Annotated in this window: 22 protein-coding genes; 11 read left to right on the plus strand and 11 right to left on the minus strand. The window is 73.0% G+C overall.

What is annotated here, in order from left to right:
- Positions 1 to 813 precede the first annotated feature (813 nt).
- Entirely contained in the window at positions 814 to 1,587 is a 774-nt protein-coding gene (locus AB0C78_RS44810; protein WP_360760775.1) for a hypothetical protein, read from the plus strand.
- Here AB0C78_RS44810 and AB0C78_RS44815 read toward each other — a convergent pair.
- Positions 1,525 to 2,364, minus strand: coding sequence for a putative RNA methyltransferase (locus AB0C78_RS44815; protein WP_360760777.1), 840 nt, complete (start codon positions 2,362 to 2,364; stop codon positions 1,525 to 1,527). The two genes, AB0C78_RS44810 and AB0C78_RS44815, sit on opposite strands and share 63 nt — an antisense overlap.
- Before the next feature lie 150 nt (positions 2,365 to 2,514).
- Positions 2,515 to 2,868 (minus strand): thioredoxin, encoded by a 354-nt coding sequence (gene trxA, locus AB0C78_RS44820; protein WP_151538897.1) that lies wholly within the window; start codon positions 2,866 to 2,868, stop codon positions 2,515 to 2,517.
- 131 nt (positions 2,869 to 2,999) lie between these two features.
- Between trxA and AB0C78_RS44825 the strand changes: the two genes are divergently transcribed.
- Both AB0C78_RS44825 and AB0C78_RS44830 read left to right on the plus strand, forming a co-directional pair.
- Entirely contained in the window at positions 3,000 to 4,019 is a 1,020-nt protein-coding gene (locus tag AB0C78_RS44825) for a sigma-70 family RNA polymerase sigma factor (protein WP_360760780.1), read from the plus strand.
- A gap of 191 nt (positions 4,020 to 4,210) precedes the next feature.
- Positions 4,211 to 5,560 carry a class II 3-deoxy-7-phosphoheptulonate synthase gene (locus AB0C78_RS44830; protein ID WP_360760781.1) on the plus strand — a complete coding sequence of 450 codons (1,350 nt, stop codon included), beginning with the start codon at positions 4,211 to 4,213 and terminating at the stop codon, positions 5,558 to 5,560.
- 114 nt (positions 5,561 to 5,674) lie between these two features.
- Here AB0C78_RS44830 and AB0C78_RS44835 read toward each other — a convergent pair whose 3' ends face one another.
- The 3 genes from AB0C78_RS44835 to AB0C78_RS44845 form a co-directional block, all read right to left on the minus strand.
- Entirely contained in the window at positions 5,675 to 6,043 is a 369-nt protein-coding gene (locus AB0C78_RS44835; protein WP_067469847.1) for an ATP-binding protein, read from the minus strand.
- A gap of 84 nt (positions 6,044 to 6,127) precedes the next feature.
- Entirely contained in the window at positions 6,128 to 6,466 is a 339-nt protein-coding gene (locus tag AB0C78_RS44840) for an STAS domain-containing protein (protein ID WP_151538891.1), read from the minus strand.
- 31 nt (positions 6,467 to 6,497) lie between these two features.
- Positions 6,498 to 8,771: a SpoIIE family protein phosphatase gene (locus AB0C78_RS44845; RefSeq protein WP_360760782.1), complete on the minus strand. Its 2,274-nt coding sequence runs from the start codon at positions 8,769 to 8,771 to the stop codon at positions 6,498 to 6,500.
- 323 nt (positions 8,772 to 9,094) lie between these two features.
- Between AB0C78_RS44845 and AB0C78_RS44850 the strand changes: the two genes are divergently transcribed.
- The 3 genes from AB0C78_RS44850 to AB0C78_RS44860 all read left to right on the plus strand — a co-directional run bounded on the left by AB0C78_RS44850 (position 9,095) and on the right by AB0C78_RS44860 (position 15,233).
- Positions 9,095 to 13,330 (plus strand): HAMP domain-containing protein, encoded by a 4,236-nt coding sequence (locus AB0C78_RS44850; RefSeq protein WP_360760783.1) that lies wholly within the window; start codon positions 9,095 to 9,097, stop codon positions 13,328 to 13,330.
- Between the two features lie 87 nt (positions 13,331 to 13,417).
- On the plus strand, positions 13,418 to 14,077 hold the full coding sequence (locus tag AB0C78_RS44855) for a response regulator (protein ID WP_360760785.1): 660 nt from the start codon (positions 13,418 to 13,420) through the stop codon (positions 14,075 to 14,077).
- 97 nt (positions 14,078 to 14,174) lie between these two features.
- Positions 14,175 to 15,233 (plus strand): sulfite exporter TauE/SafE family protein, encoded by a 1,059-nt coding sequence (locus AB0C78_RS44860; protein WP_360760787.1) that lies wholly within the window; start codon positions 14,175 to 14,177, stop codon positions 15,231 to 15,233.
- A 12-nt stretch (positions 15,234 to 15,245) separates the two neighbouring features.
- On the opposite strand, the gene gltX is transcribed toward AB0C78_RS44860, so the two are convergent.
- Positions 15,246 to 16,646, minus strand: coding sequence for a glutamate--tRNA ligase (gltX, locus tag AB0C78_RS44865; RefSeq protein ID WP_151538882.1), 1,401 nt, complete (start codon positions 16,644 to 16,646; stop codon positions 15,246 to 15,248).
- A 98-nt stretch (positions 16,647 to 16,744) separates the two neighbouring features.
- Positions 16,745 to 17,323: a TIGR03086 family metal-binding protein gene (locus tag AB0C78_RS44870; RefSeq protein ID WP_360760789.1), complete on the minus strand. Its 579-nt coding sequence runs from the start codon at positions 17,321 to 17,323 to the stop codon at positions 16,745 to 16,747.
- Between the two features lie 95 nt (positions 17,324 to 17,418).
- Here AB0C78_RS44870 and AB0C78_RS44875 point away from each other — a divergent pair, with 95 nt between their 5' ends.
- The gene (locus AB0C78_RS44875; RefSeq protein WP_360760791.1) at positions 17,419 to 18,291 is read left to right on the plus strand and encodes a helix-turn-helix domain-containing protein; all 873 of its coding nucleotides are present in this window, start codon (positions 17,419 to 17,421) and stop codon (positions 18,289 to 18,291) included.
- Positions 18,254 to 18,898: a CoA pyrophosphatase gene (locus AB0C78_RS44880; RefSeq protein ID WP_360760793.1), complete on the plus strand. Its 645-nt coding sequence runs from the start codon at positions 18,254 to 18,256 to the stop codon at positions 18,896 to 18,898. The genes AB0C78_RS44875 and AB0C78_RS44880 overlap by 38 nt, the downstream gene beginning before the upstream one ends.
- 33 nt (positions 18,899 to 18,931) lie before the next feature.
- Here the strand turns inward: AB0C78_RS44880 and AB0C78_RS44885 are convergent, their stop codons facing one another.
- Together AB0C78_RS44885 and AB0C78_RS44890 are read right to left on the minus strand one after the other, a co-directional pair.
- On the minus strand, positions 18,932 to 19,693 hold the full coding sequence (locus AB0C78_RS44885; RefSeq protein WP_360760795.1) for an SDR family oxidoreductase: 762 nt from the start codon (positions 19,691 to 19,693) through the stop codon (positions 18,932 to 18,934).
- Between the two features lie 130 nt (positions 19,694 to 19,823).
- Positions 19,824 to 20,324, minus strand: a complete 501-nt coding sequence (locus AB0C78_RS44890; RefSeq protein WP_360760797.1) for an HAD domain-containing protein — start codon at positions 20,322 to 20,324, stop codon at positions 19,824 to 19,826.
- A gap of 135 nt (positions 20,325 to 20,459) precedes the next feature.
- On the opposite strand from AB0C78_RS44890, the gene AB0C78_RS44895 reads away from it, so the two are divergent.
- The 3 genes from AB0C78_RS44895 (at position 20,460) to AB0C78_RS44905 (ending at position 23,709) form a co-directional block, all read left to right on the plus strand.
- The gene (locus tag AB0C78_RS44895) at positions 20,460 to 21,914 is read left to right on the plus strand and encodes an amino acid permease (protein WP_360760799.1); all 1,455 of its coding nucleotides are present in this window, start codon (positions 20,460 to 20,462) and stop codon (positions 21,912 to 21,914) included.
- A 57-nt stretch (positions 21,915 to 21,971) separates the two neighbouring features.
- Positions 21,972 to 22,826, plus strand: a complete 855-nt coding sequence (locus tag AB0C78_RS44900) for a class II glutamine amidotransferase (protein ID WP_360760801.1) — start codon at positions 21,972 to 21,974, stop codon at positions 22,824 to 22,826.
- 67 nt (positions 22,827 to 22,893) lie between these two features.
- Positions 22,894 to 23,709: a PIG-L family deacetylase gene (locus tag AB0C78_RS44905; protein WP_360760803.1), complete on the plus strand. Its 816-nt coding sequence runs from the start codon at positions 22,894 to 22,896 to the stop codon at positions 23,707 to 23,709.
- 46 nt (positions 23,710 to 23,755) lie between these two features.
- On the opposite strand, the gene AB0C78_RS44910 is transcribed toward AB0C78_RS44905, so the two are convergent.
- Positions 23,756 to 24,910, minus strand: a complete 1,155-nt coding sequence (locus AB0C78_RS44910; RefSeq protein WP_360760805.1) for a hypothetical protein — start codon at positions 24,908 to 24,910, stop codon at positions 23,756 to 23,758.
- Positions 24,907 to 26,349 (minus strand): hypothetical protein, encoded by a 1,443-nt coding sequence (locus AB0C78_RS44915; RefSeq protein ID WP_360760807.1) that lies wholly within the window; start codon positions 26,347 to 26,349, stop codon positions 24,907 to 24,909. The genes AB0C78_RS44910 and AB0C78_RS44915 overlap by 4 nt, the downstream gene beginning before the upstream one ends.
- Positions 26,350 to 26,359: the final 10 nt, after the last annotated feature.

Here is a 26,359-nt window from a genome sequence, read left to right on the forward strand (position 1 = left end):
TCCTGAGCCAGGATCAAACTCTCCATCAAGGTCCAAACGACCACCCCAGGGGGCGAACCCCGAAGCAGCCAAACCTCAGAAGAAAATCCCAGCAAACACAATCCTCAACGAGGATCGCTTTGCCTCAAAGAAATCCCCACCACCTCCGAAGAGATGGCCACGGGGCGACCCGGCCAACTAGCCGAGTCGATAAAGGCACTGGCTTTTAACACGCTGTTGAGTTCTCAAGAAACGGACACCCACCGCGCTGGACCCGCTCCTGCGAGCCCTGCTCCGGGGCAACCCTGCTAAGCTACCAGGTCCGTCTTCGATGTCAAGCCGATCGGCGAAGATCTTTTCGACGTCGAGGAAGGTCCTGGTTCTCCACGCGTCACGACCGCGGACAGCCCGAAGGTCTGTCGTGATCGTTCATCGGGAGGCGCCCTCCGGGCCGGCCACCTTGCGGCGTCCTGCATCCCGTCTCGGGCTGACCCAGTCATCTTACATCAGCGCGGGCGGTGCCCGAGCCGTTTTCCGAGTCCTGGTTCCCCGGGGCCGTCCGCCTCTCGGCGTCCCGCATCCCTCGGGGCGAGAGAGACATTAGGACCCGCCCACGGGACCGTCAAATCGGGGCGCTCCGGTCCCGCCCCGCACCCGTGTCCGGGCAGCACCGCCGGGCCCGTTGACCTCCCTTTTCACACCCTTATTGGACCGGGTCACAGTGCGGTACCGTTCGCAGTCCCGAGTCGCTCGCCCGCCGGTGTTCCGGTGGGGCGGCGGCCGGTCCCCGGTTCGGCCGGTTCCCGATGCCGGCCGAGGTGAGGAGGAACGCCCGTGAGTGTCCCCGCAACGGTCCGCGCGTCGGCGGAGCGCCTGGTGGTCGCCGCGACGATGGGGCCGACGGTCCATGACGTGCACGCCTGGCGGTTCAAGGTCGTCGCGGGCCTCATCGAGCTGCACGCGGATCCGGACCGGTTCAGGCGGCTGCGGGATCCCGCGGGCCGTGCCCTGCACCTCGCGAGCGGGGCCGCGTTGGTGAACCTGCGGCTGACGGCCGCCCAGCTCGGGCATGAGGCCGTGGTCCGGCTGCTGCCCGACGCGGGGCGCCCGGCGCTCCTCGCCACCGTCCGCCTCGCGGGACGGCACCGGGTGACGCGGGAGGAGCGGCTGCTCTGCGCGGCCACGCTGCGCCCGCTGTCCGCCACGGCCTCACCGTCGGGTGAGCGTCCGTCCGCCCACGTCCTCAACGAACTCCGGGAAGCGGCACGGCTGGAGGGGGCCGCGCTTCACCCTCTCCCCACGGCTCCGGATGGGGGCGCGCAGCGCGCCGTCCTGACCACCACCGGAGACGGCCGTACCGAGTGGCTGCGCGCGGGGCAGGCGCTGCAGCGGGTGCTGCTCAGCGGTACCGCCCGTTCGGTGTCGGCCTCGTTCACCTTTGAGGCCGCGGACGTCCCCAGCGTGCGGGAGGTGACCACGCCCGGTGAGATCCCGCAGGCGTTGCTCGAACTCGCTCAGCAGGCCCCGGTGCGCCCTCGTGGCCGGCTATTCGAGCCGGCGGTAGACCGACAGCACGAACGAAAGCGGAACTGGCAGCGGATCCGGTAGCGGCCTGAGCCGTTCCCACAGGCGTTCCGCCGGTACGTGGTGCGCGCTCGGTCCCATCCCCACGAGCGTGGCGGCCTCCTCATGGGAGAGGACGGCCTCGCCCTCGATCTGCTGCCGCGAATCGAACTTGAAGTAGCCGGACAGGGCGGCGTCCATGCGCTCGGTCTTGCGCTCGTCGATCGACAGCAGCCCGAGGGACTCCACAAGCGTGCCGAGGTGCCGGGGCGACGGCGTCACCGTGAAGAGCAGCCCGTCCGGGCTCAGGACGCGGTGGAACTCGGCGGCGTTGCGCGGAGCGAAGACGTTCACGACCGTCGCCGCGGCACCGTCGCGTACCGGGAGGGGCCGCCACAGGTCCGCGACCACCGCGCCGGCGCGTGGATGCGCCTTCGCGGCACGGCGGGCGGCGTGCTTGGAGATGTCCAGGGCGAGGCCCGCCGCGTCCGGTGCCCGGTCCAGGACGCGGGCGAGATAGTGGCCGGTGCCGGCACCGGCGTCCAGGACCAGGCAGCGTCCGTTCAGGGATCGTGCGACGCTCGCGGCGAGGCGTGCGGCGAGCGCGTCGAAATGGCCGGCGCCGAGGAACCCGGCGCGGGCGCGCACCATCTCGGGCGTGTCCGCCGTGCCGGGCCGCGCGTTGCCGGGCAGCAGGTTCGCGTAGCCCTGCCGCGCGATGTCGAACGTGTGCCCGGACGGGCAGAGCAGGCCCCGCTCCGCCAACGCCAGACCCCCTCCGCAGACGGGGCACACCAGGTACGGGACGACATCGGCGAGCATCCGTCCATCATCGTCCATCGGCGGGCCGCGGCGGGCGGCGCGGGCCGCATCTTTGCCATCCTGCCGCGCCCGTGACGGCTGGGCGTCCCTTGCCCGCTACCCCGGCGCCGGCCGGTCCCGCGCACCCGCGGGGCGGGGCGTTCCGGAGGATCAGGTCTCGGCGCGGCGGCGGACGTCCTCCATGTCGAGGGCCCGGACCTGCTCGATCACGTTCTCCAGCACGGACTCGGGCAGCGCGCCCGGCTCCGCGAAGACGATCACCCCGTCGCGGATGGCCATCAGCGTGGGGATCGAAGCGATCCCGAAACGCTCGGACAGCTCCGGCTGGGCCTCGGTGTCGACCTTGCCGAAAACGATGTCGGCGTGCTTGCCCGCGGACTTCTCGAAGACGGGCGCGAACCGCTTGCACGGGCCGCACCACTCCGCCCAGAAGTCGACCAGCACGATGCCGTCGCCTTGGGCCACCTCGTCGAAGTTCTCGGCGGTGAGTGTGACGGTCGCCATGTCGGTTTCTCCTCTGCCGGGGTATCAGGACGGTAGAGCGGCTGCCAGCCTCGCAGTATTCCCCACCCGGGAATCACAGGACGGTAATTAGCGTTGACCTCATAGGGAGATCGCACCGGAGAAGGGTCAGGATGGCTGCAACCCGTACCAAGGGCGACAGGGTCGACGTCACCGACAAGGATCTTGTCGGAGCGTACCTCGACCGGATCGGCCGTACTCCCCTGCTCGACGCGCAGGAGGAGGTCGATCTGGCCAAGGCGATCGAAGGGGGCCTGTACGCCGAACAGCTGCTCGAGGAGGGACGCACGCCCCAGGGCGCGTCCCGCGAGGAGCTGGAGGACCTGGTCGCGGCGGGGCTGCGCGCCAAGCAGCGTTTCGTCGAGGCCAACCTGCGGCTGGTCGTCTCGATCGCCCGGAAGTACCCGACCGACTCGTTGCCCCTCATAGACCTCATTCAGGAGGGGAACCTGGGGCTGATGCGCGCGGTGGAGAAGTTCGACTACCGGCGCGGCTTCAAGTTCTCCACGTACGCGACGTGGTGGATCAGGCAGGCGATCGGGCGCGGGCTCAGCCACACGGCCCGCACGATCCGGCTGCCCGTCCACGTGGAGGAGGAGCTTTCCCGGCTGCGGCGCGCCGAGCGGCAGCTCGGCCGCGAACTCGGCCGCGAACCGACCCGCGAGGAGCTCGCCGGGTCGCTGGGCGCGGAACCGGAGCACGTCGACGAGCTGCTGCGCTGGCGGCGCGACCCGGCGAGCCTGGACGCGACCGTCGACGACGCCGGCGAGACGCCGATGGGCGACCTGCTGGAGGACCCGGAGGCGGTGACGCCCGAGGCGGAGATCCTGGCGCTGGACGACCTGGAGGGCCTCGGCCGGCTGCTGGACCGGCTGCCCGAGCGGGAGTCGGCGATCCTGCGGGCCCGGTTCGGGATGGACAACGGCCAGCCGCTGTCCTACGCGCAGATCGGCGCCCGGTACGGCCTGAGCCACAACCGGGTGCGGCAGATCACCGACCGCTCGCTGCGGCGGCTGCGGCAGCTGGCGACCGAGACCGACCTGAGCGGGCGCCGTGCCCTGGCGGGCGCGCCGCACGCGCCGCACGCAGCGGAGGAGCGCGTGCGGGCCGGCGCGGGGAGCCGCGCGGCCTGAAGCGTTTCCGGCTGGAGAACCGAATATCGTGCGTGATCCGCCAGCCGGGCGGCCTTCGGGGCCGTCCGGCCGGTGTTCTGCCGGGCGCCGGCGGCGGCCCGCGCCGTCCCCGTGGGGGACGAAGCACCGCAGAACGACCGGCGGGCCCGGACGGGGCATCGAGCGCGCGCGACGCCCTATAGCCTTTGCGCGTGAGTACTTCCAGCGTCTCGGGGGCGCTCGACGCCTGGCGCGACCTCCCCGCACTGCAGCAGCCCGATTGGGACGACGCGGCCGAGGTCCGCGCCGTCGCCGCCGAACTCGCCGCGCAGCCGCCGCTCGTCTTCGCGGGCGAGTGCGACCAGCTCAAGGCCCGGCTAGCGGACGTCGCGCGCGGCGAGGCGTTCGTCCTGCAGGGCGGCGACTGCGCCGAGACGTTCGAGGGATCGAACGCCGACGCGGTCAAGAACAAGCTCAAGACGCTGCTGCAGATGGCGGTGGTGCTCACCTATGCCGCCAGCGTGCCGGTGGTCAAGATCGGCCGGATGGCGGGGCAGTTCGCGAAGCCGCGGTCGAAGCCGTCGGAGGTGCGCGGCGGCGTGGAGCTGCCCGCCTACCGGGGCGACGCGGTGAACGGTTTCGCGTTCGACGCCGCGTCCCGCCGCAACGACCCGCACCGGCTGCTGCGCGCCTACCACTGCTCGGCGGTGACGCTGAACCTGTGCCGGGCGTTCACCAAGGGCGGCTACGCCGACCTGCGGCAGGTGCACGCCTGGAACCAGGACTTCGTGGCGACGAGCCCGTCCGGCCGCCGGTACGAGCAGCTCGCCGGGGAGATCGACCGGGCGCTGACGTTCATGAAGGCGTGCGGGGTGAGCCCCGACGAGTTCCACAGCGTGGAGTTCTACTCCAGCCACGAGGCGCTGCTGCTGGAGTACGAGCGGGCGCTGACCCGCATCGACCACCTCAGCGGCCTGCCCTACGACGTGTCGGGACACTTCCTGTGGATCGGTGAGCGGACCCGGCAGCTGGACGGGGCGCACGTGGAGTTCCTGCGGCAGATCCGCAACCCGATCGGGGTGAAGCTCGGGCCGACGACCACCGCCGACGACGCGCTGGCGCTGATCGACCGGCTGAACCCGGAGCGGGAGCCGGGCCGGCTGACGTTCATCACCCGGATGGGCGCGGGCCGGATCCGGGACACGCTGCCGCCGCTGATCGAGAAGGTGCACCAGAGCGGCGCCCCGGTCGCGTGGATCTGCGACCCGATGCACGGCAACACCTACGAGGCGCCGAGCGGGCACAAGACGCGGCGGCTGGACGACGTCCTGGACGAGGTCGCCGGGTTCTTCGAGGTGCACCGGGCGCTCGGCACGCACCCGGGCGGCATCCACATCGAGTTCACCGGCGACGACGTGACCGAGTGCACCGGCGGCGGCCACGGGCTCGCGGAGGACGATCTCCACCAGCGGTACGAGACGGCCTGCGACCCGCGGCTCAACCGCGGCCAGTCGCTGGACCTGGCGTTCATGGTCGCGGAGCTGTACCGCAAGTCGTCCTGACGAGACGCCGGGCACGGCGCGCCCCGCCTCAGCGCGCGGGCGCGCCGTTCCCGTCTCCGGGCACGGCCGGCGGACGGTGCGGCGAACGCGTTCGGGATCGGCGGGGACGCCGGGTCAGATGCTGACCTCGGCCCAGACGACCTTGCCGCCGGTGACCGGGTCGGCGCCCCACGACGTCGCGAACCGGTCGACGATGAACAGGCCGCGGTGCGACTCGTCGAGCGGGCCGGGAACGGTCAGCCGGGGCAGCTGCGCCGCGCGGTCGCGGACCTCGACGCGGACGCGCCCGGTGCCGCGCAGCAGGCGCAGCTCCAGCGCCGTGCCCGCGTGCCGGACGGCGTTGGCGACCAGCTCGGCGACGATCGCGGTGACGAGCTCCTCGCGCTCCATCAGCGCCCAGGTGCGCATGGTGCGGGCGGCGAGACGGCGCGCGTACTCGACGGCCTCCGTCTGGGGCGCCGCGCGCAGCGTGGTCTCCGTCATGGGGTCGGTCACTCCGCCCGCTCGCCGTTCCGCATCGTGTGCCGTCCCGTCCCGTCCGGCCGCCGCCGTGCGGGCGGCCGCGTGTCAGCGTCCATCGGCGGGCGCCTCCTCCGCGGGCCCCTCGATCAGGAACCGGTCGAGGCCGGTGGTGCGCAGCACGTTCTCGACCCGGCCGTAGGCGCCGGTGACGGTCAGCGTGGCGTTCTGCGCCCGCGCGTGCTTGTAGGCGCGGACGAGGACGTTGAGGCCGGAGGAGTCGCAGAAGTCGACGGCGGTGAGGTCGACCACGACGACGCGCTCACCGGCGTCCACGAGCTCCGCAAGCCGGGCCCGCAGCTCGTCGGAGGAGTGCAGATCGATGGAGCCGCGCGCGGCGATCGTCGCGCGGCCTTCCTGTCGTGTCGTGTGCAAGGCAAGCCCCACGCCACCCCACCTTACCGATTGTTGGTCTCCATCATGACGCCCGCAGAACGATGAGGGCAACGTCGTCGTTCGAGGGTTCGGGGCCGAAGTCGCGCACCGCGCGCTGGATGCGGGCGGCGACGGCCCCGGCGCTCAGCCCGGTGCAGCCGGCCAGCAGCCGCTCCAGCCCGTGGCCGTCGCCGAGCAGCCGGTTGCCCGAGCGCCGCTCGGTGACGCCGTCGGTCACGCACAGCAGCACCTCGCCGCGGCGCAGCTCGAGGGTGTCGGTGTGGAACTCCACGCCGTCGAACACGCCGAGCAGCGGCTGGGGCGTGGCGGCCTCGCGGACGCCGCCCTCCGGGTCGAGCACCAGCGGGGGCGGGTGCCCCGCGCTCGTCAGCCTGATCGTGACGCCGTCGCGGCGGCGGCGCGCCGCGATCTCGCCGTGCAGCAGGGTGAGCAGCCGGCCGCGCTCGCCCTCGCCGAGGATCAGCCGGTTGAGGCGGGCGAGCACGCCCGGCACCGACATGTCCTCGGCGGCCAGGATGCGCAGCGCGTGCCGGGCCAGGCCGGTGACGGCGGCGGCCTCCGGCCCGGTGCCGCACACGTCGCCGATCGCGAAGCGCCAGCGGGACGCGGACTGCGGGGCGCCGGGCCGGACCCCGGACTCGAACACGTCGTAGAAGTCGCCGCCGACCTCGCTGCCCTCCCCCGCCGGCTCGTAGACGACCGCGACCTCCAGGCCGGGGATCTCCGGGATGCCGGGCGGGAGCAGGCTGCGCTGCAGGGCGCTGCTCATGGCGGTCTGGGCGGAGAACAGGCGGGCGTTGTCGACGGCGAGGGCGGCGCGGCGGCTGAGCTCCTCGGCCAGCTCGATGGCGCTGCGCTGGAACCGGTCGCCGGCGGGGCGGCCGATGACGATGCTGCCGATCCGGCGGCCCCGGGCGATCAGCGGGAACGCGTAGACCTGGTCGTCGGCGGTGTCGCCGGCCGCGGCGCGGGTCTCCTCCGGGGCGCCGGCGAGGCCGTTCCACGGGCCGGGGGCGTCCATCGGCGGGGCGGAGCGGGCCTGGTCGAGCAGGTCGCGCAGGCCGTCGGCGCGGGTCTCGTCGGCGTGCCAGACGTAGGCGAGCCGCGCCGGCTCGGCCTCGGTGACGGTGTAGACGGCGCACCAGGTGGCGAGGCGGGGCACGACGAGCTGGGCGACCAGCGCCATCGTCCGCTCCTGGTCGAGGGTGCCGGCGAGCAGGTCGCTGGCCTCGGCGACGAAGCTGAGCCAGCCGCGCCAGGACCGTTCCAGCTCCCCGACCCTGGCCTTCTCCAGGGACAGCGAGATCTCGTCGGCGAGGCGGCCGAGGCGGGCGCCGTCGGCCTCCTGGAACCGGCCGGGGGCCGACGTCACGGCCACGAGCAGGCCCGTGAGGCGGCCCTGCGACTCCAGGGGCGCGGCGGCCAGCGAGCCCGCCCGCAGGGCGGCGGCGGCCGGATCGGAGGCGTCGGGGGCCACCCAGGGCGACCCGGCGCGGACGGCGGGGGCGAGGCCGCCCACCGTGAGGCCGCCGAGCGGCATCTCCGCGGCGGTGCCGCCGGACGCGCCCATGATCAGGCGCCCGTCGCGCTCGGTGAGCAGGACGGCGGCGCCGTCGGCGCCGAGGACCTCGCGGACGGCCGCGACGGCGTCGTCCATGGCCTCCACCGCGGCCGGGGAGCGCAGCAGCCGGTCGCCGGCGGCGGGCGTCTCGCCCATGCCGTCGGCGTCGAGGCGCTCGCCGCCGAGCCGGTCGTCGCGGGGCTGGGCGCCGGGGACGGCGCCCTCCGGCCCGCTCTCGGCGGCCGTGTCGAGGCCGGCGAAGCCGCGGGCGGCGCGCTCAGCGCGGGCGCGGCCGTGGGCCGGCTCCGCCTCGGCGGCCTCGTCGGCGGACGAGCCCGGCTGCGTCCCGTCCTCGTCGGCGCCGGGACGGGGAAGCCGGAACCACACGCCCTTGGTGCGGCGGTCGTAGGAGACGCCCCACGAGGCGGCCAGGCGGGCGATCGACGGCAGCCCGCGGCCGCTGGAGGCGGTGACGCCCGGCATCTCGATCCCGCGGGTGGGGTGGCGGTCGCGGACCTCGATCTCGATGTCGCCGCCCTCCAGGCGGCAGGACACCTCGAAGGACGTGCCCGCGTAGGCGACCGCGTTGGTAGCCAGCTCGCTGGTGGCGAGCACCGCGTCGTCGGCGGCCTCCTCCATGCCCCAGTCGGCGAGCACCTTCCGGACGAAGCGGCGCGCGTCCGCCACCGCCGCGGCGGCGGACGGGAAGGTCGCCGACGCCGTCTGCCGATCCAACTGCCGTCCCTCGTTCGAAGCCTGATTACCCGGGCCTGGCCATCGTGGCAGACCGTGCGGCCCCAGGGCCACGAGAGTGCCGAACCGGGGCCGCGCAATGCCTCTGACCTCGGTGTGCGCCCCTCCGCCACAACACGACAGACCGTAACACGAAGACTACGGGCCCCGATCCACGACCTATGCCGCGTGTCACCCGTGAGCGAGCGATTCGGGTCCCGGAACGGGCGGCAACGTAGAGTACAGATGCGGCCGGGAGGCGGTCCGGACAGACCGGCCCGCCGCGTCGGGCACCCCGGCGACCGCGGGCCAGGAGGATGAAGAACATGCCGCGTACAGCGTCCCGTGCCCGCCCCGCGGGCGGGTCTCGCGACACCACTCCGCGTTACAGCGACGCCGATCTGGCGCCGCTGCTGAAGGCGCTGACCGCCGTCCGGGACGGCCGGACGGGCGCCGAGCTGGACGTGCCCGGCGAGGGCGCCGTGGCGGAGGCCGCGGCGATCCTGGACGAGATCCGGCAGAACGGCCACGAGGTCGCGTCGGGGCTGGCCCGGGTGCGGCGCGAGATCGGCCGCGAGGGACAGCTGCGCGGGCGGCTGACGCCGGGGACCCTGCGCGGGTCGTGGGCGTCGGCCGTGGAGGACTCGAACGCGATCATCGACAAGCTGACCGACCTGGCCACCGGGATGCACCGGGTGGTGGAGGCGGTGGCGGCCGGCGACCTGAGCCAGCGGGTGGAGCTGCGGGTGCGCGGCCGGCCCATGCGCGGCGAGCTGCTGCGGATGGCCAAGTCGGTGAACGGCATGGTCGAGCTGCTGGACCAGTTCACCTGGGAGGTCACGCAGTTCGCCCGCGAGGTCGGCACGGAGGGCCGGCTCGGCGGCCAGGCCCCGTCGCGCGGCATGACGGGCCGGTGGCGGGACGTGACGGCGTCGGTGAACGTGATGGCGGCGCGGCTGACGTCACAGGTCCGCGACATCGCGGAGGTCACGACGGCGGTGGCGCAGGGCGACCTGACCCGCAAGGTCACGGTCGAGGCGACCGGTGAGCTTCAGGAGCTGAAGCTGACCGTGAACCAGATGGTGGACCAGCTGTCGGCGTTCGCCGACGAGGTCACCCGCGTGGCCCGCGAGGTCGGCACCGAGGGCCGTCTCGGCGGCCAGGCGAACGTGCGGGGCGTCAGCGGCGTCTGGAAGAACCTGACCGACAACGTCAACGCGATGGCGAACAACCTGACGTACCAGGTGCGGAACATCGCGCAGGTCACCACCGCCGTCGCCGAGGGCGACCTGGGCAAGAAGATCACCGTCGACGCGCAAGGCGAGATCCTCGAACTCAAGGACACCGTCAACACGATGGTCGACACCCTCTCGGCCTTCGCCGACGAGGTCACCCGCGTCGCCCGCGAAGTCGGCACCGAAGGCCGCCTCGGCGGCCAGGCGAACGTGCCCGGCGCGGGCGGCGTGTGGCGCGACTTGACCAACAACGTCAACGGCATGGCGTCCAACCTGACGTACCAGGTGCGGAACATCGCGCAGGTCACCACCGCCGTCGCCGAGGGCGACCTGGGCAAGAAGATCACCGTCGACGCGCAAGGCGAGATCCTCGAACTCAAGGACACCGTCAACACGATGGTCGACACCCTCTCGGCCTTCGCCGACGAGGTCACCCGCGTCGCCCGCGAAGTCGGCACCGAAGGCCGCCTCGGCGGCCAGGCCAACGTGCAGGGCGTCAGCGGCGTCTGGAAGAACCTGACCGACAACGTCAACTCGATGGCGAACAACCTGACGGTGCAGGTCCGCGGGATCGCACAGGTCACCACGGCGGTCGCGCAGGGCGACCTGACCCGCAAGATCGAGGTGGACGCGCAGGGCGAGATCCTGCAGCTCAAGGACACCCTGAACACCATGGTCGACACCCTGTCGGCGTTCGCGGACGAGGTCAGCCGCGTCGCCCGCGAGGTCGGCACCGAGGGCCGCCTCGGCGGCCAGGCGCACGTGCCCGGCGCGGGCGGCATGTGGAAGGACCTGACCGACAACGTCAACGGCATGGCGTCCAACCTGACCTACCAGGTCCGCAACATCGCGCAGGTCGCGACGGCGGTCGCGCACGGCGACCTGACCCGCCGCATCGACGTCGACGCGCAGGGCGAGATCCTGGAGCTGAAGACGACGCTGAACACGATGGTGGACACGCTGTCGTCGTTCGCGTCCGAGGTGACCCGCGTCGCCCGCGAGGTCGGCAGCGAGGGCAGGCTCGGCGGGCAGGCCGAGGTCGAGGGCGTCTCGGGCACCTGGAAGCGGCTGACCGAGAGCGTGAACGAGCTGGCCCGCAACCTGACCACGCAGGTCCGCGCGATCGGCGCGGTGGCCAGCGCGGTCGCCACCGGCGACCTGACCCGGACGATCACCGTGGAGGCGCGCGGCGAGGTCGCGGAGCTGTCCGACAACGTCAACCTGATGGTCGCCACCCTGCGCGAGACGACCCGCGCGAACGAGGAGCAGGACTGGCTGAAGACCAACCTGGCCCGGATCGGCGGGCTCATGCAGGGGCACCGGGACCTGATGCAGGTCGCCGAGCTGATCATGCGGGAGCTGACGCCGACGGCGAGCGCCCAGTACGGCGCGTTCTACCTGGCCGAGGGCGGCGAGGAGACCGAGCTGGTGCTGATCGCCGGGTACGGGACGCGGCGCAGCCGGATCGGCACGGTCCGGTTCGCGCTCGGCGAGGGGCTCGTCGGGCAGGCGGCGCAGGAGCGCCGGCCGCTGCTGATCAACGACGCGCCGGCCGACTACGTCCGGATCGGGTCGGGGCTGGGCGAGTCGTCGCCGGTCAACATCATCGTGCTGCCGATCGTGTTCGAGGACGAGGTGCTCGGCGCGATCGAGCTGGCCTCGTTCGGCCGGTTCACGGACGTCCACCTGGCGTTCTTCAGCCAGCTGATCGAGACGATCGGGGTGACGCTGAACGCGATCCGCGCCAACACCCGGACCGAGGCGCTGCTCGGCGAGTCGCAGCGGCTCGCGCAGGAGCTGCAGGAACGCTCCGACGAGCTGCAGCGCCAGCAGGGCGAGCTGCGGCACTCCAACACCGAGCTGGAGGAGAAGGCGGCGCTGCTGGCCCAGCAGAACCGCGCGATCGAGATCCAGAACTTCCAGATCGAGCAGGCACGGCGGACGCTGGAGGAGCGTGCCGAGCAGCTGGCGATCTCCTCGCGGTACAAGTCGGAGTTCCTGGCGAACATGTCGCACGAGCTGCGGACGCCGCTGAACAGCCTGCTGGTGCTGGCGAAGCTGCTGTCGGAGAACCAGGGCGGCAACCTCACCGACAAGCAGGTGGAGTTCGCGCGGACGATCCACGAGTCCGGCACCGACCTGCTGGAGCTGATCAACGACATCCTGGACCTGGCCAAGGTGGAGGCCGGGAAGATGGAGGCGCACCCGCAGCGGCTGTCGGTGCCGGCGCTGGTGGACTACGTGGACGCCACGTTCCGGCCGCTGTCGGTCGACAAGGGCCTGCACTTCGGGGTGGAGGTCGCGCCGGACGTCCCGCCGACGCTGAACACCGACGAGCAGCGGCTGCAGCAGGTGCTGCGCAACCTGCTGTCGAACGCGGTGAAGTTCACCGCGGAGGGCGAGGTCCGGCTGGTGATCGAGCGGGCCGGGGACATCGACTTCACGCTGCCGGCGCTGTGGAACACCCCGGACGTCATCGCGTTCCGGGTGATCGACACGGGCATCGGCGTGAGCGCCGACAAGCTGCAGGAGATCTTCGAGCCGTTCCAGCAGGCCGACGGGACGACCAGCCGCCGCTACGGCGGCACCGGGCTGGGCCTGTCGATCAGCCGCAACATCGCGCGGCTGCTGGGCGGGGAGATCCAGGCGGAGAGCCAGCCGGGCCGCGGCAGCGTGTTCACGCTGTACCTGCCCGCCCAGTACAGCGAGGCCGAGGGCCGGCGGCGGTCCGCGGCGGCCGAGGAGGCGGAGGGCGCGGCGGAGGCCGTGCCCGCGCTGCCGGCGGGCGGTCCCGCGGACGGCGGCGCCGCGCGCGCGGCGTCCGGCCGGGAGAACGGGCTGCCGGCCGACCAGCGGCCCCCGTCCGAGGGCCAGGGCCGGCCCGAGCCCGCGCTGAACGGGATGCTGGCGGAGCCGCCCGCGGACTTCGTCGACACGGTGCTGTCGGGCCGCAAGGTGCTGATCGTCGACGACGACGTCCGCAACGTGTTCGCGCTGACGTCCGTCCTGGAGGGCTACGGGATGGAGGTCCTGTACGCCGAGGACGGGCAGGCGGGGATCGACCTGCTGCACCGCAACCCGGACGTGGCGATCGTGCTGATGGACGTGATGATGCCCGGCCTGGACGGCTACGCGACGACGGCGGCGATCCGGCAGATGCCGCAGTTCGCCGAGCTGCCGATCATCGTGATCACCGCGAAGGTGATGAAGGGGGACCGCGAGAAGAGCCTCGAATCGGGCGCGTCGGACTACGTGCCGAAGCCCGTCGACGTGGATCATCTCCTTGACGTCATGAGGAACTGGCTGCAACCCTCCATCGTCCGCTGAGGAAGGAGTCGCCTGGCAGGTAGGGTCGCCGTGGGCATGGGCGTGGCTTCGCGGCGGGAGGCCGGACCGGAATCGGAGAGACGACGCGTGGACGACAAGGCGAAGATCCTGCTCGTGGACGACCGCGAGGAGAACCTGATCGCGCTGGAGGCCATCCTCAGTTCGCTCGATCAGGACCTGGTCCGGGCGCGGTCCGGTGAGGAGGCGCTGAAGGCGCTGCTCACCGACGAGTACGCGGTCATCCTGCTGGACGTCGTCATGCCGGGGATGGACGGGTTCGAGACGGCGCGCGACATCAAGCGCCGCAAGAAGACCCGCGACCTGCCGATCATCTTCCTGACGGCGGTGAACAGCGATCCCGACTACGCGTTCCGCGGGTACGCGGCGGGCGCGGTCGACTTCATCTCCAAGCCGTTCGACCCGTGGGTGCTGCGCGCGAAGGTGTCGGTGTTCGTGGAGCTGCACACCAAGAACAAGCAGCTGCGCGACCAGACGGCGCTGCTGCGGGAGCAGGCCGCGCTGCTGCGCGAGCAGTCGACGCTGCTGAAGGCGCGGGACGCCGGGCGCTCCGATGAGGCGGCGGACGCGCCGCGGTCCGACGACCCGCAGGTCGCCGAGCATCTGGCGGCGGTGTCCGAGCAGGCCGAGACCGTCGGGAAGCACCTGCCGCCGGCGCTGCGCGGCGAGTACGACGAGCTGGAGCGGCGCCTGACGGCGCTGCGCGAGGCGCTGCGGCCCGGCGGCTGAACCGGCGCCCCGGTTCCGGGGTGATCGACTGGCCGTGTCCGGTCAGTGACGCTTTGCGCCCTGCAGCACCGGGGATGGTTCCGCCGGGAGGTGGGCCGTGGACGTCGCGGGGCTGTTCCTCGCGGGCGCCGGGGCGGGCCTGCTGGCGGGCGGCACCACGTGCGCGGCGACGCAGCTCGGCCTGCTGACGGGCGCGGTGGGCGGTGCGGCGGGCGCCGGTTCCGGTGCGGCGGAGACGCGTCCGGTCCGGCAGGTGTCGGTGTTCCTGGCGGCGAAGCTGGCTTCGCATGCAGCGCTCGGCGCGCTGCTCGGGCTGGTGGGCGGCGCGGTGCAGCCGGGGCCCCGCGTGCGCGGGACGCTGCTGGCGGCGGCCGCCGCGGTGCTGGCGCTGTTCGCCCTCGACCTGCTGGGTTTCCGGCCGGTGCGCCGCCTGCTGAGACGGGACGGAGCACACTCGTCCGAGTCCGAGTCCGAGTCCGAGCCCGGGCCCGGGCCCGGGCCGGGCGACGGCGAGGAGGGCTGCCATCCGCCCCGAGCCGGACGGTCCAGGCGGCCCGTGCTGCTGGGCGCGGCGACGGTGCTGGTGCCGTGCGGGCTGACGCTGTCGGCGGAACTGCTTGCCGTGACGTCGCGTTCCGTGGTCGGCGGCGCGGTGGTGATGGCCGCGTTCGTGCTCGGGACGGCGCCGCTGTTCGGGCTCATCGGCGTCACCGTCGGGCGGGCGATGGCGCTGCTGCGGGGGCGGCTGACCGCGCTGCTCGCCGTGGCGCTGCTCGCGGTGTCCGGCTGGACGCTGCTGTCGGGCCTGCGGCTCGGCGGCTGGCTCCCGTCCGGCGGCGGGGCGACCGCGGCGGCCGACTCGGCCCGGTTCGTCCGGACGGACGCGTCCGGTACCCAGGTCGTGACGATCTGGGCGCTGAACCAGGGCTACCGGCCCGCGCTGCTCACCGCGCGGGCCCGTGTGCACACCGTCCTCGTCCTGCGGACCCAGCACACGTCGGGGCACATGCGGGTGTTCACCATCCCGAGCCGCGACAAGGACGTGTACCTGCCCGCGACGGGCGAGACCCGCGTCGACCTGGGCGCCCCGGGGCCGGGCCGGATGCCGTTCATGTGCGCGTCCGGCCACTTCCCCGGGGCCGTCACGTTCCGGTAGCCCCGCGCCGGGTCAGGAGGACGCGGCGAGCTTCGCGCGGGCGGCGGCGATGCGGGCGAGGGTCCGCTCCCGGCCGAGGATCTCCAGGGACTCGAACAGCGGCAGGCCCACGGTGCGGCCGGTGACGGCGACGCGGACGGGCGCCTGCGTCTTGCCGAGCTTGAGGCCGCGCTCGGTGCCGATGGCCTCCAGCCGGTCCTTCAGCTCGGCGGCGTTCCAGGGCGCGTCCTGGTAGGCGGCCTCGGCGGCGGCGAGGATGTCCGCGGCGGGCTCCTTCATCGCCTTGTTCCAGGACTGCTCGTCCTCCGGCGGCTCGTCCAGGAACGCGAAGTCGATCATCTGGACGATCTCCGACAGCAGCGCGACGCGGGTCTGCGCGAGCGGCGCCAGCTCGGCGAACACCGCGACGTCCACGTCGAACGGCGCCTCCTGCAGGAACGGCAGGCACTCGGCGATGAACTTCTGCTCCGGCAGCGCCCGGATGTACTCGCCGTTGATCGCGCGCAGCTTCTTGACGTCGAAGAAGGCCGGCGAGGAGTTGACGTCCTCGATGCGGAACTCGTCGACGATCACGTCCCACGGGACGATCTCGCGGTCGCCCGACGGCGCCCAGCCGAGCAGCATCAGGTAGTTGCGCATCGCCTCGGCGAGGTAGCCCTCGGCCCGGTAGTCCTCCAGCGCGACCTTGTCGCGGCGCTTGGACAGCTTCTGCCGCTTCTCGTTGACGATCACCGGGACGTGCGCCCAGACGGGCGGCTCGCCGCCGAGCGCCTCCCACAGCAGCTGCTGCTTGGGCGCGTTCGACAGGTGCTCCTCGCCGCGCACGACGTGGGTGATGCCCTGGCTCATGTCGTCGACGGCGTTGGCCAGCAGGAACGTGACCGACCCGTCGGCACGGGCGATGACGAAGTCCTCCAGGACGGCGTTCTCGAAGACGGGCTTGCCGCGCAGCAGGTCGACGACGGTGGTCTGGCCCTCGTCGGGGGTACGGAACCGCAGGGCGCGCCCGGGGCCGGCCTCCAGGCCGCGGTCGCGGCAGAACCCGTCGTAGCCCTTGTGCTGGTCGCCGGTGCGGGCGATCACGGCCTCGCGGGTGCAGTCGCAGTAGTAGGCGCGGCCCTGCTCCCGCAGCGTCCGGGCGGCCTCGACGTGCTTGTCGGCGTTCGCGGACTGGAAGTAGGGGCCCTCGTACTGCTCGCCGTCCATGCCGAGCCAGGCCAGGGCGCGGATGATGCCCTCGGTCCACTCGGGGCTGTTGCGGGAGGCGTCGGTGTCCTCGATCCGCAGTACGAGCGTGCCGCCCGACTGGGCCGCCATCACCCAGTTGAACAGCGCGGAGCGGGCGCCGCCGACGTGGAACATGCCGGTCGGCGACGGCGCGAAACGTACCCGGATCGAAGAGCTCGTTGACATGCCCTCAAGGGTAGAGCGCGCGGGCCCCCGCTCGCGCCCGGATACCGGCGCGGCGCGCCGTCGCCCCGCGCCGCCCGCCCCGCGGCGCCGGACGCCCGTCAGGGCTTCCAGTACGGGTCGCGGCCGGCGAGCCCCAGGACGCGGTCGAGCAGCGGCGCGTCCTCCGGGACCGCGACCTCGGGGCCGAACGCGCCGTACTTGCGGCTGATCTCCGCGGTGGGGACGAGCTGCTCCCAGGCGGCCTCGACGACCTCCGGCGGGAAGGCGGGCTCGCCGCCGGTGGCGACGGCGAGGTCCCAGCCGTGCACGACGCACTCGCCGAAGACGATCCCGGCGATGAACGCCGCGGGCATGCCCTCCTTGTTGCCGGTGAGGCTGGTGTCGCCGTCCCAGGCGGCGGGTTCGCTCCAGGCGTCGGCGGTCCTGCCGGCCTGCTCGGCGAACCGCTCGGCCCAGCCGGGCTCGGCGGTGAAGTCGTGGTCCTCGCCCGGCCCGGTCACGGGCTCCCTGCGGGCGGCGGTCTCGCCCCGCCCGTTCCACAGGATCAGGTGGTTGACCAGCGCGCGCACGTCCCAGTCCGGGCACGGGGTCGGCGCGTCCAGGCGGTCCTGCGGCACCTCCAGGACGATCCGCGCCGCGGCGTCCGCGGCGGGCCGCATCTGCCTCCGGATGTCCATGACGACTCCTTCGCTCATCCGTTCGAACATGTCTCCACGCTAGGCCGGGCCGCCGCGCGGGTCTTGAAGAAACGCGACACCGCTAGCCTGGCCTGATGGGCCGACCCCTACCCGGCGGGACGCGGGGAATCCTGCACGCGCGGACGGGCCTGGAGCGCTTCCAGGTCCGGCGGGTGGCCCCGGCGCCCGCCCTCTCGGCGTTCGCGGAGTCCTTCTGGGTGCTGCGCTGGGACCTGCGCGGGCGGCCGCCGCACCGGCAGCAGGTGCTGACCCGGCCGTCGGTGCACGTGACCTTCACCAGCTACCTGACGAGCGGCGCGACGCGGGCGCGGATCGTCGGGGTGGTGCGCGACGACTTCGTGGAGGAGATCGCGGACGAGGGCAGGGTGATCGGCGCGGCGTTCCGCCCGGGCGGGTTCCGGCCGTTCCTGGACGGCCCGGTGTCCGCGCTGACCGGCCGGTTCGCGGGCATGGACGAGGTGTTCGGCGAGCCGGGCCTCGCCCTGGCCGCGGAGATCTTCGGTACGTCCGGCGACGCGGAGGCCGTCGCGCGGCTGGAGGCGTTCCTCACCGGCCTGCGCCCGGAGCCCGACCCGTCGGCCGAACGCGCCGCCGCGATCGTCGGGCGGATCGCGGGACGGCCGGGGGTCGTCCGCGTCGGGGAGCTGGCCCGGGACGAGGGCGTGAGCCCGCGCAGCCTGCAGCGGCTGTTCCACGAGTACGTCGGGATCGGCCCGAAGTGGGTGATCCGCAGGTTCCGGATGATGGAGGCGGCCGAGCGGGCCGCGGCGGGCACGCAGGTCGACTGGGCCGGGCTGGCCGCCGAGCTGGGCTACGCCGACCAGGCCCACTTCATCCGCGACTTCACCGCCGCCGTCGGCACCTCCCCCGCCCGGTACGCGCGCGAGGAGGGACTGGCAGGATCGGGACATGACGGACCCCCGCCCGGCCCCCGGCCCCCTCGATGACCTGACGGCCTTCCACCGGCTCGCCGCGGAGCGGCTGGCCGGGTTCGAGCACACCACCGTCCCGGACGCGCCGGGCCTGCGCCGCGCCGGGGTCGTGCTGTGCGCGGTCGAGCACGGCGGCGTCCCGTCGGTGATCCTGATCAAGCGGGCGTACCGGGGCCGCAACGCCGGGCAGTGGGGCCTGCCGGGCGGGCGGCTGGAGGACGGCGAGACCGCCGAGGAGGCGGCGCTGCGGGAGATGCGGGAGGAGATCGGCCTGGCCGCGGGCCCGGGCGACGTGGTCGGCCGGCTGGACGACTTCCCCGCCGCGTCCGGTTTCGCGATCACGCCGATCGTGGTCGTGCTCGACGATCCCGGGCCGCTCGCACCGAACCCGGACGAGGTCCATTCCGTCCATTACACGAGCCTGCGCAAGCTGACCGACGACGACACCCCGAGGTGGGTGCCGCTCCCGGACGGCGGCAGCCTGCTGCAGATGTGGCTCGCGCCGAACTGGCGGGTGCACGCCCCGACCGGCGCCATGCTGTGGCAGTTCCGTGAGGTGGTGCTGCTCGGGCGCCAGGCCAGGGTCGCGGACTTCGCCCAGCCCGACTGGACCCGCAACTAGCGGGCCCGGCCGGGCCGGTCCGGAGTCAGGGGGCTAGAACGTGCCGCCGTCGATGACGATGCGCTGCCCGGTCAGGTAGGACGCGCCGTCCGACACCAGGAACCGGACGACGTCGGCGACCTCCTCGGGAGTGCAGACGTGCCCGTAGGGGGACGCGGCGTCCACCTGCCGGATGTCGTCGACCCCCATCGTGGCGCGCACCAGCCGCCGCCCCATGTCGGTGTCCACGACGCCCGGCGCGACCACGTTGACGTGCATGCCGTTGGCGCGCTCCTCCTTCGACAGCACCTGCGCCAGCGCCTCCTGGGCCGCCTTGCCCATGGCATAGGGCCCCGAGTTGGCGTGCATCAGGTCGGTGACCACGCTGGACACGAACACGATGTCGCTGCGTTCGGCGCGCCGCAGCAAAGGGATCAGCGCCTGGCTGAGGTGGTGCGGGCCGAAGGCGTGCACGCGCAGCACCCGCTCCAGCTCGGCCGGGTCGGTGTCGGCGACGCTGTTGCCGCGGCTGGCGATCCCGGCGCTGTGCACGAGGATGTCCAGCCCGCCGAGCTCCTCCTCGACCGCGGCGGCGAGCGCCCGGCAGGCGTCGAGGTCGTCGACGGACGCCTGGAAGGCGTGGCCGTGCGACCCGGCGGCCTCGATGTCGGCGACGGTCTTGCGGGCGGCCTCCTCGTCGCGCCGGTAGGCGATCGCGACGCGGGCGCCGCCGGCGGCGAGGGCCAGCGCGATGGCGCGGCCGATCCCCCGGCCGCCGCCGGTGACCAGGGCCGTACGGCCGGCGAGAGAACTCATGGGCACTCCTTCGTCAGGTCGCGGAACGCGGAGCACCATCCTGCCCGGGGCGGGTCCGCGCCCGTAAGCGGCCCCTGACAAGAGCCGGCCCGCCGGTCGTGCGCCGGCGATGTGGCATCCGGCGGTTCGATCAGCCGGCGAGGGCGCGCAGCCACGCCGCGCCGCGCTCCAGATCGTCGTCGGTGAGGCCCACCAGCGGGTCGACGGCGACGAGGAGGTGGTCGGCGACGCCCTCCTCGGCGGCGATGCACTCCGTCGCGTCCGGCTCGTCCTCGAACCACACGAACGGGCGCCGCTCGACCCACGCCGCGACGTGCCGGGCCTTCCACGCGCCGAGGGTGCGTCCCTCCTCGATGCCCGGGAACCGCGGGATCGGGACGAACGGCAGCCGGGGCAGCCCGACCCGGGGCGAGATCCACTCGTTGGCGTTGTCGCACCAGTAGCTCGCCCAGGCCAGCTCGGCGCCGGCGGCCTCGGCCAGCTCGAGCAGCGCCGGCCCGTGCGCGGCGTTCAGCCACAGGCGGAAGGTGACGCCGTTGGGCGAGCAGCGATGCCGGCGGTAACCCCGGTGCGGCCTTTCGAACGGATTGAGAACCCCGTCAACGTCCAGCAGCACCAGCGGCGACCCCATACCCGAGAACCTACGGCATGGGACACGGAAGTTACATCAAGGTCATTTTGGGCAGCGTTTTGACAGTTTCGGATCCATGACCGAAACTGCACCGGGCCATCGAGGCGACACCCCGTGGAAAGGCGGTAACGAGGCGTGAGCGAGCAGGATTTGAGGACGGCACCGGCCGCGGCGTCGCACGTCGACGCGGGCGACGCCGGCTACCGCAAGTCCCTCAAGACCCGCCACGTCAACATGATCGCGATCGGCGGGGCGATCGGCACCGGGCTGTTCCTCGGCGCCGGCGGGCGGCTGGCCAGCGCCGGACCGTCCCTGGCCATCGCGTACGCGGTCTGCGGGTTCTTCTCGTTCATGGTGGTGCGGGCGCTCGGCGAGCTGGTCCTGCACCGCCCGTCGTCGGGGTCGTTCGTCTCCTACTCGCGCGAGTTCATGGGCGAGAAGGGCGCGTTCGTCGCGGGCTGGATGCACTTCCTGAACTGGTCCACGACCGGCATCGTCGACATCACGGCGATCGCGCTCTACATCCACTACTGGAAGGCGTTCACGAGCGTCCCGCAATGGGTGCTCGCGCTGATCGCGCTCGCGGTCGTCGTCACGATCAACCTCATCTCGGTGCGCATCTTCGGCGAGCTGGAGTTCTGGTTCTCCATCGTCAAGGTGGGCGCGCTCGTCGCGTTCATGTGCATCGGCATCGTGCTCGTCGTCACCGGCCACAAGGTCGGCGCGCAGGACGCCGGACCGCTGACGATCTTCGACCACGGCGGCATCTTCCCCAAGGGCGTGCTGCCGATGCTGGTGGTCGTACAGGGCGTCGTGTTCGCCTACGCCTCCACCGAGCTGGTCGGCGTCGCCGCCGGGGAGACCGAGAACCCCGAGAAGGTCATGCCGAAGGCGATCAACTCGATCGTCTGGCGGATCCTGGTGTTCTACGTGGGGTCGGTGCTGCTGCTCACGATGCTGCTCCCGTGGAGCGCCTACAAGGACGGCGAGAGCCCCTTCGTCACCGTGCTGTCCAAGCTCGGCGTGCCCGCCGCCGGCGGCGTGATGAACCTCATCGTGCTCACCGCGGCGCTGTCCAGCCTGAACTCCGGGCTGTACTCCACCGGCCGGATCCTGCGCTCCCTCGGCGCCTCCGGGTCGGCGCCCCGGTTCACCATGGCGATGAGCCGGTCGCAGGTGCCCTACGGCGGCATCCTGATGACCACGGCGATCTGCGTGCTGGGCGTCGGGCTGAACGCGTGGGTCCCCAAGGACGCCTTCGAGATCGTGCTGAACTTCGCGGCGATCGGCATCCTCGGCACCTGGGCGATGATCATGATCTCGCACCTGCTGTTCGTGCGCCGGACCCGCACGGGCGCGCTGTCCCGGCCGTCCTACCGGCTGCCGGGCTCGCCGGTCACCGAGATCGTCACGCTGGCGTTCCTCGCCGCGGTCGTCGTGCTGATGTGGTTCGACTACGACGGCGAGGGCCACAAGACCGTGCTGGCCGTCCCGGTGATCATCGCCGCGCTGGTGATCGGCTGGTTCTGCGCGCGGGGCCGGGTCGCGTCGATCGCGGCGGCCCGGACGGCGGACCCGGTCGAAGAATGACCGATCCCTGACCCGCCGGGACCGGTTCGGCCCCGGCGGCGCGGGCACCGTGCAGGCATGTGCCGACTCTTCGGGATGACGACCGGCGGGCCGCGCGTGCACGCCACGTTCTGGCTGCTGGACGCCCCCGACAGCCTGTCCTCGCAGAGCCGCCGGATGCCCGACGGAACCGGGCTCGGCTGGTTCTCGCTCAGCGAGGAGCCGGTCCGCGACCGGGCGCCCATCGCGGCGTTCAAGGACGCCGACTTCAACGCCGAGGCCCGCGACGTCGTCTCCCACACGTTCATGTCGCACGTCCGGTACGCCTCGACGGGCAGGCCGGACGTGCACAACTCGCACCCGTTCGTCATGGACGACCGGCTGTTCGCGCACAACGGGATGGTCCGGGGCCTCGACGTGATCCGGTCCTGGCTCAGCGACGTGGACCGCGCGCAGGTCCGCGGGCAGACCGACTCCGAGCTGGTCTTCGCCTACGTCACGGCGGAGATCCGGCGGCACGGCGACACCACCGCCGGGCTGATCGCCGCGGTCCGGCGGATCGCCGCCGAGGTGCCGGTGTTCGCGCTCAACGTGCTGCTCGCCGAGTCGGGTCGGCTGTGGGCGCTGCGCTACCCCGACACCCACGAGCTGTGGGTGCTGAAGCAGGAGCTCGGCGAGGAGGAAGCGACCCGCCGCCTGGAGGCCGGCCGGGAACCCGGTCGGGTGCACGTGTCGGCGCACCGCGAGGCGGCGCCCGCGCACGTCCTCGCCAGCGAGCGGATGGACGGCGCGCCCGGCTGGCGGCTCCTCGACCCCGGCGAGCTGCTCGTCGTGGACGGCGCGGTCGCGACGTCCCTGTTCCCGTTCGACCCGCCGGCCCACCGGGTGTCGCTCGACGACCTGTCGGTGACCGAGGCCACGTCGCAGACGTGATCTGCTTCACCCGCGGCCACGTAGGGTTGATCGGGTCGGACGAGCGCCCCCGAGGAGTCCCGGAGCAATGGAGCACGAACTCACCCTGATGGCGGTCCACGCCCACCCGGACGACGAGGTCCTCAGCACCGGCGGGCTGCTCGCGCGCTGCGCCGCCGAGGGGATCCGGACCGTGCTGGTCACCTGCACCAACGGCGAGCAGGGCGACGACTCCGGCGGCGTGAAGCCGGGCGAGCCGGGCCACGACGCGGAGGAGGTCGCGCAGCGGCGGCTGGCCGAGGTGCGCGAGTCCGCCGGGATCCTGGCCGTCGAGCACCTGGAGCTGCTCGGCTACCGCGACTCCGGCATGGAGGGCTGGTCCACCAACGAGGACCCGCGTGCGTTCGCGAACGTGCCGCTGGAGGAGTCCGCCGGGCGGCTGGCCGAGCTGATGGAGCGGTACAGGCCGCAAGTCGTCGTCACCTATGACGAGAACGGCGGCTACGGGCACCCCGACCACATCCAGGCGCACCGCATCGCCGTCGCGGCCACCGAGAAGACCGGCATCCCCGACAAGCTGTACTACACGGCGATCCCCCGGTCCGGCATCGCGCAGATGTTCGAGTTCGCGAAGTCGGCGGGCGTGGACCTGGGCTTCGAGCCGCCGGACGACTTCGGCGTCCCGGACGAGATGATCACCAGCGTGGTGGACGTCGCGCCCTACGCGGCCCGCAAGGTGAAGGCGCTGGAGGCGCACGCGAGCCAGGGCGAGAACATCTTCTTCCTGCGGCTGCCCGAGGAGGTCCAGCACATGGCCTTCTCGAATGAGACGTTCATCCGGCAGTTCAACCGCGTCGACGCCGCCCCCGACCATGAGGACGACCTGTTCGCGGGCCTGCGCTGACGCCCCGGCCTGCGCTGACGCGGCCCGCCGCTCGCGAAAGCGGGGCTCAGGCGGGCGTTCCGCGCCTCGCCTGGGCCCGGTAGTGGTCGAGGACGTCCTGCCGCAGCAGGTGACCGAAGCCCGCCCGCTCCAGCCGCAGCGCGAGAGCGGCCTCGGTGACGCCCAGCGCGGCGGCGGTCGCGTCCAGCCGCCACTCGTGCGCGGCCAGGCGCGTCAGCAGGTGCCCGCGCCGCACCTGCGAGTCCGAGAGCCGGTACGTCTTCAGGTAGGCGATCCGGCCGTCCGCGCCGGTGATCGTCTCACCGATGTGGTTCTCCTTGCGGAGCCCGAACGACGGCAGGAACCGCGCCAGCTCGAAGCCGTGCAGATGCTGCACGGTCTGGCGTGAGCCGTCCTCGTCGAACAGGTCGCCGGCCATGACCTCGTCGTGGAAGGCGGCCCATTCCTCCCGGCGGCGGGCCGCGGCGGCGCGCAGGTCGTGGAGCGAGGTGATCCCGGCGCCGTCGATCCCCGCCGACAGGTCGCCGGCCGGGGCGCCGAGCAGCCCGTAAGTGTAGATCAGCTCGCCGAACAGGTCCTCGACCAGGGTCGCGTGCAGGGTGCGGTAGTCGTCGGGATGCGGCGTGACGAACGCGCTGGCCAGCGCGTCGGCCACGTAGACGAGCACGCCGCACTGCCCTGGGTGGATCTCGAAGATCCGCAGCGCGTCCTCCAGGCCGTGGACCCGCAGGCCGAGGTAGCTCTCCTCGCAGCGCGGCGACAGTCCGCGCGCCACGGCCCGCCGCGACCACTCCTCCCAGAGGATCTCCGGGCCGCCGAAGTGCAGCGCGAGGTAGCCCTCGACGGCCAGGTGCAGGGGCAGGAACCGCAGGCGGTCCTTCCCGGCCTTGCGCGCCATGCGCCGGGTGAACCGGACGGGCATGCGCGGGGATGCGACCGCGGTGTCGCGCTCCAGCAGGCGCGTCCCGTAGGAGGCGGCCGGCGCCTGGTCGCCGTCGTTCCATGTCGCCACGAACGCGTGCGGGACGAACGACACGTAAGCGGTCCCGTCGCCGACGTCGACGACCGACACCGGCTCCTCGTAGGCCTTCCGGTGCAGCCGCAGGTGCGGGACGGGCTCGTCCCGGACGAGCGGGACGAGCCGCACGGACCCCCACGCCTGCGCGGGCCGGGTCTCCAGTCCTTCCAGCTCGAAGCTCATGCGCGCTCCCCCAGGAACCGGGCGGTGCGGTCGTCCAGGTGGGCGCGCAGGCCCGCCAGGCCGACCTGCCGCTCCGCGAAACGGGCCAGCTCGACGAGCGTCGGCAGGTCCTCGGCGTCGCGGATGCCCGCGGTCGGCACGCCGGGCGACAGCCGGCGCACGTCGAAGTCGTCCGCGTCGTACACCGGGTTGAGGTGGGCGATCAGGACGCGCTGCCCGGGCGCGAGCCGGTGCCCGGGGTCGAGGCGCGTCCGCCAGATCCGCAGGACGTCGGCGGCGAGGCCGGGCGGCGCGTTGTCGAAGCCGTCGGAGACGATGACGAGCCGGTCGGGCCGCGTCTCCAGCGCGTCGATGATCCGCTCCCCCAGCGGCGTCGGGCCGAACGGGTACACGAGCAGCTCGTCGGTGCGGCCCGACGTCCACAGCGGCGTGTACTCCTTGGCGAGCGCCTCCAGCAGGTGGTGCGCGGCGAGCGCGACCGCGAGCGGCCGGCGGCGCTTCTGCCCGGAGCCGGTCGAGGAGTGGCTGTCGTCCAGCACCGCCGCGACGCGGCCCCACGACCCGCGTGCGGCGCCGGCGACGCGGCGCGCGGCGGCGCGCAGCGCCCCGGTCAGCTCGGCGCGGCGCGCCGCGCGGTCGTCGAGCGGGAGCGCGAGCACGTAGGACGCGAGCCGGGTCAGCGGCATCGCGGTCAGGTTCGCCGCCACGGCCACGGCACCGGCCTCCCGGGCGTTCTCCTGCAGGCGCAGCCGCTCCAGCCTGGTCATGCGGGGCGCGATGCGCTCCAGGAACACCTCGCGCGGGACGCGGTGCTTGGCCGCGAACCCTTCGGCGACGGTGTAGGGCAGCTCGTACAGCGCGCCCTTCTCGTAGTGCGCGCGCCGCCACTGCTCGAGGATCGGCGTCTCGTAGGACTTCGCCGCGAGCGGGTCGAACAGGAAGCCGCGGAGCTCGCCGCCCGGCTGGACGTGCGCGTGCCGGACGGCGGTCTTGACGCCGTTGCGGTACTTCACGGCGTCGAACGCCGGGTCGGCGCGGGCCTCCAGCCAGCCGCGGATGATCGCGCGCGTACGCCGGTTGTTGACCTTCAGCCGGCGCAGCTCGCGGAACAGCCGGTACACCCGCTGCCGCGGCATCAGCTCGAGCCGCCGCGCGATCAGCCGGCCCTCCAGGCGGCGCCGCTCCGCGTCGACGTCGGCCGACCGCACCAGCAGGTTGCGGATGATGATCGCGGCGTTGTGGTCGTTGACGTCGAGCGCGAGCGCCGCGGCATAGACCTCCCGGTAGTTCTCCAGGGTGTAGTCGTGCAGGAACCCCAGGGAGAGGCGCTGGTCGCCGGGGGCGTGGTGGAACTCCCGCTGGCCGGTGGAGGTGATCGCGGCGTTGACGAACATCAGCGCGTCCTCGCAGGCGATCAGGTCCGCGAACGTCTCGCTCATCGTGATCCAA

The sequence above is a fragment of the Actinomadura sp. NPDC048394 genome, from assembly GCF_040651755.1.
GTDB lineage: Bacteria > Actinomycetota > Actinomycetes > Streptosporangiales > Streptosporangiaceae > Spirillospora > Spirillospora montaniterrae.